The 5,662-nt window shown below is 50.0% G+C and carries 5 protein-coding genes and 1 pseudogene; 3 read left to right on the top strand and 3 right to left on the bottom strand.

Annotated features, from left to right (window positions below; translation table 11 throughout):
* Nucleotides 1-112: 112 nt before the first annotated feature.
* A pseudogene (locus tag Dpoa2040_RS06795) lies at nt 113-386 on the bottom strand (transposase); the annotation flags it as partial.
* Between the two features lie 283 nt (nt 387-669).
* Here Dpoa2040_RS06795 and Dpoa2040_RS06790 point away from each other — a divergent pair.
* Nucleotides 670-1,308, top strand: coding sequence for a ribonuclease T2 (locus Dpoa2040_RS06790; RefSeq protein WP_168640786.1), 639 nt, complete (start codon nt 670-672; stop codon nt 1,306-1,308).
* 212 nt (nt 1,309-1,520) lie between these two features.
* Nucleotides 1,521-2,009: an NUDIX hydrolase gene (locus Dpoa2040_RS06785; RefSeq protein WP_042870316.1), complete on the top strand. Its 489-nt coding sequence runs from the start codon at nt 1,521-1,523 to the stop codon at nt 2,007-2,009.
* Between the two features lie 62 nt (nt 2,010-2,071).
* On the opposite strand, the gene Dpoa2040_RS06780 is transcribed toward Dpoa2040_RS06785, so the two are convergent.
* A complete protein-coding gene (locus Dpoa2040_RS06780) occupies nt 2,072-3,184 on the bottom strand; it encodes an NADH:flavin oxidoreductase (RefSeq protein ID WP_168640785.1) in 1,113 nt (370 codons plus the stop codon).
* Nucleotides 3,185-3,283: 99 nt separating this feature from the next.
* Between Dpoa2040_RS06780 and Dpoa2040_RS06775 the strand changes: the two genes are divergently transcribed.
* A complete protein-coding gene (locus Dpoa2040_RS06775) occupies nt 3,284-3,688 on the top strand; it encodes a helix-turn-helix domain-containing protein (RefSeq protein ID WP_210423856.1) in 405 nt (134 codons plus the stop codon).
* Between the two features lie 40 nt (nt 3,689-3,728).
* Here the strand turns inward: Dpoa2040_RS06775 and cueO are convergent, their stop codons facing one another.
* The gene (gene cueO, locus Dpoa2040_RS06770) at nt 3,729-5,387 is read right to left on the bottom strand and encodes a multicopper oxidase CueO (protein ID WP_168640787.1); all 1,659 of its coding nucleotides are present in this window, start codon (nt 5,385-5,387) and stop codon (nt 3,729-3,731) included.
* Nucleotides 5,388-5,662 lie beyond the last annotated feature (275 nt).

The following is a 5,662-nucleotide window of genomic DNA, read 5'->3' as shown; positions in this document are numbered from 1 at the left end:
GTTAAAAAATAAGAAATTCCATTTATGAAATATGAAAATTTTTCATGCCCATGGGGGGATAACATAAAAAATATAAATAGGAGTGTAGTCCCTCCGGTTTTTAGTACCACCGTCAGTGAGTATTTTCGGCCAGTTTTTGCCTCGCATAGATAATCGGTGGTATATCACTCAGAGAGCTATACGGGCGTTCTTCGTTATATTCCGTACGCCAGTCCTCTGTTCGTTCGCGTACTTCAAACAACGTTCTGAACAGATACATCTCAAGTATTTCTGTGCGTAGTGTTTTGTTAAATTGCTCAATAAATCCGCTCTGCCTTGACTGAGCAGGCTGAATAAAATCGGAGTATCACATCATGAAGTTCTGCCCATCCAGTTAACGTGCCTGCCTTTTTCGATACAATTTAACACGTTGATATAATGAATTTTTAATGAATTTATCAGCAAAAATTTGACATTCCACATTTTTTATTTATATAGACTATTATTGCCACACTGGCATCAATCAGATATTGCAGCTATATTTCACCCGGATTTGTGCTCTAAAAGCAATTTGTTCTCTAAAAGCAATAAGACTACCGTAGGATTTTGACTTGCTATTTTTCGTCGTCCAACCCGGAGACGACAAACTTGTATCTATGAAAATATTAATAAACTCAACAGGAGAAATGTATGAACAAAGTCTGTTCGTTACTAACTGGTCTGGCATTAGCAACAAGTATGATAACAAGCCCCTCTGTGCAGGCAAAAGGCCAGGCGGGAGTATTTGATTCCTACCTGCTGACATTATCCTGGTCACCCACATTTTGCCTGACACACGCTGGTAATGAGCAATGCACCAAAGGATATGGCTTTGTACTTCACGGTTTGTGGCCACAGTATGCCAATGGAGGCTGGCCGCAGGACTGTCCGCCAATTACTGCGCTCACTGCTCAGGAACGCAAATACGGCAATACCCTGTTTCCAACTAATACCTTACTGACTCACGAGTGGGAAAAACACGGCACCTGCAGCGGGCTGGGCGCGACTGGCTATCTGCAAGCAGCGGATAAGGCAGTGACTCGTGTGAACATTCCGGCCAGTTTCAATGCTCCGACCAAACCGTTACAAATGACAGCAGAGCAGATTCTGACCGCATTTCGCCAGAATAACCCGTCAATACCTCAGGGGGGAATTGCCGCTATCTGTAGCGGTCCGGAATTATCCGAAATTAGAGTGTGTATGGACAAAAATCTGAATTTTCAGTCCTGCAATAAAGCGGTAAAAACTCAGTGTCGTGACGGAAATATACGTATACCTAACGTTCGCTAATCCTCATTATGGAATTGAGCACCGCGTTAACCGATTATTTAATCTTATCTTTAAGCACGCTTATGTCAATTACTGTCGAAACATCGAATAACAATAATTACTTTTGTGAAGATTTCAATTAACTTTATTCTATATGTGAAATTTCACTGTAATTGTAAACCACCATGATGTTCGGTTGGACGTATCCATTCACCCAGTGCAGGTATGACAACATGTTCTTGTTTTCACCCCAGGATAGCACCTACACCAAAATGTTGTGTCAGTTCGAATTTCAGGCACAACAGGAAGGGATTACCCGTCAGACGATGGCCGCTGCGGTGGTATTTCGGGGCGGCATACTGCTGGTGCGCCGCAGCGCCAATGACCCATTTCTACCCGGCCACTGGGAGATCCCAGGCGGCGGTCGAGAGCCTGGCGACCATAACCTGCTTGCCACCCTGATGCGGGAGTTACAGGAAGAGACTGGCCTACGATTACGTTATATTCGCCATTATTTGGGTTTTTTTGATTATGTAGCCCCCATTAACGAGAAGATACGGCAGTGGAATTTTCTGGTCGATGTGATGCAAGAAGAAATATGTCTTAACGAAGACGAACACGATGCCTGGCAAATTGTACGTCAGCCTTCAGATATTCCCGAAGACTTCGCCATCAGCGAAGAAAGCCGTTTTGTGGTTAATACTGCAATAAAAATGCTGTGACAAATGCGAGTAACGCTGGGGATAGATATCAGGCCCCACTATATCGGGGGCCTGAATAAGATTTACACCAACTGTCCGAGAGACGCGGGTTCAAATCCTTTGAGGGTATCCAACTCCTTGCGCCGGACTTTCGCCGCCCAGTACGGGTCAGTCAGCAGTACGCGGCCTACCGCTATCAAATCAAACTCATCGCGTTCCATACGTTCCAGTAGCTTATCCAGACCTTCCGGACTAGAGCCTTTTCCGGCAAAAGCGCCGAAGAACTCATCCGACAGCCCGACAGACCCTACGCTAATCGTGGCAGCGCCGGTCACCTTCTTGGCCCAGCCAGCAAAGTTCAAGCCATCTTCGCCATCCACATCCGGGAATTCCGGCTCCCAGAAACGACGCTGAGAACAGTGCAATATATCCACACCGGCGGATACCAACGGTGCCAGCCAATCTTCCAGCGCCAGCGGCGTGGGTGCCAAACGAGCGCTATAGTCTTGTTGCTTCCACTGGCTGACGCGTAAAATCAGTGGGAAATCCGGGCCTACTGCGTCACGGACGCTCTTCACCACCTCGGCGGCAAAGCGTGCGCGCTGTTTGAGTGTTGCCCCCCCGAACGCATCGGTGCGCAGATTCGTCTCCCCCCAAAAGAACTGGTCGATCAGGTATCCATGCGCACCATGCAGCTCCAGCGTATCAAACCCCAGACGTTTCGCATCAGCGGCAGCGCGGGCAAAGGCGGAAATCGTATCGGCAATGTCTTCATCAGTCATGGCGTGACCACGTTCAGCCTCCGGTGAGAACAGGCCAGACGGGCTTTCAATATAATCAGGCTCCCAATCCACGCCTTTAAGTGGCGCTGAGCCGACATGCCATATCTGCGGCCCCATCTTGCCGCCAGCAGCGTGAACGTCGTTAATCACGTTTTGCCAACCTGCTAACGCACGTTCGCCATGAAAGAATGGAATGCCAGGATGATTGCGCGAACCAGGGCGGTCCACTACAGTGCCTTCCGACAAAATCAACCCTACCTCTCCTTCCGCCCGACGGCGATAGTACGCAGCAATATCATTGCCCGGAATACCGTCAGGGGCGAAAGTACGAGTCATTGGCGCCATCACAATACGGTTTTTTAATTCCAGTGTTTTTAGCGTAAAAGGACGGAATAAAACATCAATATTGGCCATGTAATCATCTCCTTGGGCATGAATCCGTGATGGTATACATTGTAAACTTGGTGTCAATCAGGCACATTAATACTACCAGGTAGCCTAAAGGAAACCACTATGCTGAAATCCTGCGCATCCCCTTATTCTCATGCCCGGTGCCCCAGCCGTTTTCTGTTGGAGCAAATCGCTGATAAATGGTCAGTGTTGGTGCTGGGTGCGTTATGCGAAAAACCGCTGCGCTTCAACGAGCTCAAACGCAGTCTGGAAGGCATCACACAAAAGGCGCTGACGCAGTGCCTGCGTAAACTGGAGCGCAACGGTATTGTAGAACGCCGGGTACTTACTTTTTCGCCGATTGCGGTGGAATATCACATCACGCCACTCGGACACACCTTAAAAGAACCGTTTCAGGCACTTTACCGCTGGACGGTAGAATACCTGCCTCAGGTAACACAGGCGCGAGAACTCTTCGATCAACGGCTGGATGAACAAGCCAGGGCGGTGTCCGACGTCAACGTCTAATGGCCGTTAACCTACGGACACCGTTTTTACTCGCTATTATTCAGGACACGGTAAACGACAGCATCATGCCGGTGTCTTCATGTTCCAACAGATGGCAGTGCGCCATGAACGCCCGTTCTTTCGGCGCCAGGTGATTGAACTGCACCAATACCTCGCTGCGTGCGCCTTCCACATGCACAATATCTTTCCACCCACGCCGATGTTCTGCGGGTGGTTTGCCATTTTCGGACAGAATGCGAAAGCGAGTGCCGTGAATATGAAAAGGATGCAGCATCATGTCGCCTTGACCGGAAATACTCCACACTTCGAGGTCGCCGCGTTTAACGTCAAACATCGGTTGACCCATCTGAAACGCCGCGCCATTAATACGATTGGCAGACAGAATATCCAGTGGCGTCGCTCCCGTCTTATGCCCCATGTCCCCATGGTCCATATTGCCATGATTCATGTTACCGTGGTTCATCCGGTCATGGCTCATGCCCCCGCCAGACGACGACACCGGCATTCCTCTGCCATGCGATTGCGGCATTTCATGCATTGCACCATGTCCAGTCATGTCCATGCCAGCCATCGCCTGCATACCATAACGCTGCATTAATGCCTGCATTCCCAGCCTATCGAGCTGCGGGTCCATCGTCAGTTGTAACTGGCGTGTTTTCAATGCCGAGGTGGATGGCAGTGCCGGCAAGGTTGCCAATATTTCCGGTAGTGATCCAGTACCGGGTTGACTGGTGGGCTGAATGCGCAACACCGGCAAAGGCTGATCAAAGGGTGGCAAGCTCATTCCCATTTGCATGACCGGCAGCGTTACCATATCGAAGGCCTTACCGTCGCGCGCATCCACCACCACTTCAAAGCGTTCCCCCATCAGCACCGTCAATGCGCTGACACGCACCGGTTCGGCCAACAAACCGCCGTCGCTACCAGTCACATAGAGCGGACGACCATCGCTGGCAGCCAGAGTCAACGACCGCGCGTTGCACCCGTTCAGAACTCGCAGGCGCAGCCACCCACGCGGTGCGTTATGCTGCGGATAGCGAACACCGTTAGTCAGCATCAGGTCGCCAAACCAGCCGACCGCTGCCGACATCACATCCAGTTGATAATCAATCTGCCCTTTGGCATCCAGCCGTTTGTCCTGCAGAATCAACGGAATATCATCCACACCCCATTGAAAAGGCAACGGCAACGCCCGACTGGCCGCATCCTGAATCAGGATCAACCCGCCCAGCCCCATAGCTACCTGACGGCCAGTCACTCCGTGGGTATGTGGGTGAAACCATGCCGTCGCAGCCGACTGTTCTACCCGAAACGCCGTACTCCATGTTTTTCCTGGTGCGATCTCCGCTTGCGGACCGCCGTCTGCGTTACCAGGAATCTCCAACCCATGCCAGTGCAACGTCGTCGTTTCCGGCAAGGTATTAGTGACGTTGAGCGTTACCTCCTGCCCTTGCTCAAGTTGCAATGCCGGCCCCAGAAATCCGCCGTTGATGCCCCAGGTGACGGTTTCTATTCCCGCTAACCAGCGCATACTCCCGGTCTGTAATTTCAGGGCAATATTGCCGCTCGCATCCGGTGCCAGCAATGGCGGTACCGGCAAAGTCGGACGTTCGTCGGCCCAGGCAGAACGGCTCCACCAGGGCAACAGGCTGGATGCACCCAGCACAGCGCTCAATTTAATAAACTCGCGACGACGCATACGTTCTTCCCCCATGCAGGTATCATTCATAAAATTGATTGATCATGACTGGCAGACTGCACCTTCCAGTAACAGGAAGGTCAAGTGTTTTTTATTTTATTTCAATAGCGTACTTTCAGATTATGGATATATAGTTCCGGCAGCATCTAAATCCATCACGGTGATAATAAAAAAATTATTTTAATAATCCGCCAATTTTTACACTGGTATCATTTTTAACTAAGACCACTCTGATTTTCTTCTGACATATTTCATCCTTGATATTTCATTGTGAT

Origin of the sequence: Dickeya sp. CFBP 2040 (genome assembly GCF_012273755.1) — a bacterium.
Taxonomy (GTDB): domain Bacteria; phylum Pseudomonadota; class Gammaproteobacteria; order Enterobacterales; family Enterobacteriaceae; genus Dickeya; species Dickeya poaceiphila.
Note: the sequence above shows the minus strand (reverse complement) of the source record. Positions and strands in the feature narration are given on the sequence as shown.

Excerpts from the sequence above, each read along its gene's own strand:
- Dpoa2040_RS06790 (WP_168640786.1), top strand. The coding sequence starts at position 670 with ATGAACAAAGTCTGTTCGTTACTAACTGGTCTGGCATTAGCAACAAGT.
- Dpoa2040_RS06775 (WP_210423856.1), top strand. The coding sequence starts at position 3,284 with ATGCTGAAATCCTGCGCATCCCCTTATTCTCATGCCCGGTGCCCCAGC.
- Dpoa2040_RS06785 (WP_042870316.1), top strand. The coding sequence starts at position 1,521 with ATGTTCTTGTTTTCACCCCAGGATAGCACCTACACCAAAATGTTGTGT.
- Dpoa2040_RS06780 (WP_168640785.1), bottom strand. The coding sequence starts at position 3,184 with ATGGCCAATATTGATGTTTTATTCCGTCCTTTTACGCTAAAAACACTG.
- cueO (WP_168640787.1), bottom strand. The coding sequence starts at position 5,387 with ATGCGTCGTCGCGAGTTTATTAAATTGAGCGCTGTGCTGGGTGCATCC.